A 2,473-nucleotide genomic window follows, 5' to 3' on the forward strand; every position below is an offset into this window, starting at 1 on the left:
CTTCGCAAATTAAAGACCAGGTCAGAAAAAACCTGAACGCTTACGCTTATGACTTTAGAAAGCTAACGGTTAAGACACAAGAACTTGGATTAAGCCCCGAAACAGGCTTGCTCGGTCAGCTACGTGCTACCATCCATCAAAGCGAGGAACAGCTTACTTCGTTATCTGCCATGATGAACAGTTCGTTAGAGGCAACCAAAGCACGAAGTAAGTCAACCTTCTATATGATAACCGGCGTACTGACTGTGATTATTCTTATTATTAATTTAGCCATATTCCGATCCATCAATGCTCCTATCCAAAGGCTAACCCATGTCATGCGAAAGATTAATCATGATAAGGACCTGACAATTCGCTCAAACATAAGTGGCTCACACGAAATCGCTGAGCTATCCCAACACTTCGATGAAATGCTAAGCAGTTTTGAGCATGTATTGGAGCAGATTCACCAGGCTGCAAGTCAAACAAGCCAGTCTTCTGCTGAACTGACAGTCGCTAGCCAAGATAATTCAAGAAGCCTCGACGAGCAACAAGCTCTTATTGAACTTGTCGCTACAGCTATGACGGAAATGGCTGCTTCTATTTCAGAAGTCGCCGAAAATATCGTCAGCACCTCTGAAAGCGCCAATGAAGCCTATGACGAGACAATCTCTAGTAAAGAAACTGTTAATACCGCCGTCAATGTCGTCGAGTCATTAGAGCAGACAACCAGTAATACAAAAACCGTACTAGATGAACTAAGACAGGATTGCGTAGACGTCAGTAAAGTTATGGAAGTAATTCGTGGTATTGCTGAACAAACCAACCTTCTAGCACTTAATGCTGCCATTGAAGCCGCGAGAGCAGGTGAACAAGGCCGGGGTTTTGCGGTCGTCGCAGATGAAGTCAGAACATTGGCAGGTAAAACCCAAGAATCAACCGAAGAAATTGACATCATCGTTAATAAGCTTCAAGAAAACGCTGAAAATGCGGTGGGTGTGATGGAAGAAAGCCTCTCTAAGGTCCATGAAACTGTAGAGCAAGCCAATACCGCCAACCACTCATTGGAAAATGTCACCAATATGGTCAATCAAATCAATAATATGAGTACCCAAATCGCGACAGCCGCTGAAGAACAAAGTGCTGTGGCTGAAGATATGAGTGAGAAAATTGTTGGCATTAAGGATCACGCTGAAGTCAACACAGAAAATGCTGGCACCACTCGCGTACTGTCTGAGCAACAAGCTGAATTCGCGATTGAACTGGAACAACTAGTCAATCAATTCAAAGTCTCCTAATCATCAGCAAGCTATACTCAATAGCCTGTATACGATGGAATTAAATTATCACTAATCTGTAATGAGCGAACCCTAATGGTCTCGCTCTCTTTCTTTAACCGGCTGCTTCCCTACACACTAATATTATTCCTATGTCCGATTAGGCTCAACCTCAGTTTGAGTCTGTTATCAATACCATTTTTATATGGCGAATCGCGAATCAAGTTTTTCTAATTTTAAATATATGTTTTTTCATATATACTTTTATTCATATATAAATATATCATCAAGATGAATCATATCTATTATGAAGAAGCGCGTACTATTTCTATGCACCGGTAATTCAGCTCGCTCACAAATGGCTGAAGCCCTACTCAATTACCATCACGGTAATCGATTCGAAGCGTTTAGTGCTGGCACAAACCCTGAAACAGTTCACCCGCTAACCTTGGCAGCTCTTAAAACTCACGGTATCGAAAACATTCATCAATCAAAGCATATTGACGAACTCGCCGGGCAACATTTTGATTACGTAGTTACCCTTTGTGACAGGGCGACTCAAGAATGTAAATCACTCGGTGCAAAAGAGAAGAAATTAGAATGGAGCTTCAGTGACCCTAAGGTATCTAAGGGTGATGACCTAAGCGACATCGAACGTTTTCATATGAGCTTAACTGAAATAAATCGTCGAATTAATAGCTTTGCTGCAATCGAAAGTAATCAAGCAATACTTGATGCTCAACATTCAAACGAGCTATCGCCATTACAATTATTCAAGAGTCTGAGCGATGAGCTGAGGCTTAAATGCCTAATGCTGATTCAATATGAAGGTGAGCTATGCGTCTGTGAACTGATGGCAGCATTGGAGTATGAGCAACCTAAAGTTTCCCGGCACCTGGCACTACTCAAAAAAGCAGGCATTCTGACAGACCGGCGCATGGGGCAATGGGTATTTTATAGGATAAACCCTAGTCTACCATCTTGGGCTAAGTCAGTTTTAGCACAAACATGCGACGCCAATATTTCAGAATTCAGTATGAACATCAGGCGACTAGAAACGATGAAAACCCGTCCAGATAGAGTGCTTTCATGCAATTGATATTCTTCAACGAGGGTAGATAAACATGTTTCAGATATTTACTGATCTTGCCGCCTGGTTTGTTTTTGACATATTGGGTTTGAGCCCGGAAACCAAGCTCGGTGACGCCCTGCATTTT

2 protein-coding genes are annotated in these 2,473 nt (G+C 42.1%); both read left to right on the forward strand.

What is annotated here, in order from left to right; translation table 11 throughout:
- A partial coding sequence (locus A3735_RS21340) for a methyl-accepting chemotaxis protein (protein WP_068638596.1) occupies positions 1-1,277 on the forward strand: 1,277 nt, incomplete at its 5' end.
- A 286-nt stretch (positions 1,278-1,563) separates the two neighbouring features.
- Positions 1,564-2,355: a metalloregulator ArsR/SmtB family transcription factor gene (locus tag A3735_RS32660; protein WP_068511223.1), complete on the forward strand. Its 792-nt coding sequence runs from the start codon at positions 1,564-1,566 to the stop codon at positions 2,353-2,355.
- Positions 2,356-2,473 lie beyond the last annotated feature (118 nt).

It is taken from the genome of Oleiphilus sp. HI0061, from assembly GCF_001635675.1.

Excerpts from the sequence above, each read along its gene's own strand:
- A3735_RS32660 (WP_068511223.1), top strand. The coding sequence starts at position 1,564 with ATGAAGAAGCGCGTACTATTTCTATGCACCGGTAATTCAGCTCGCTCA.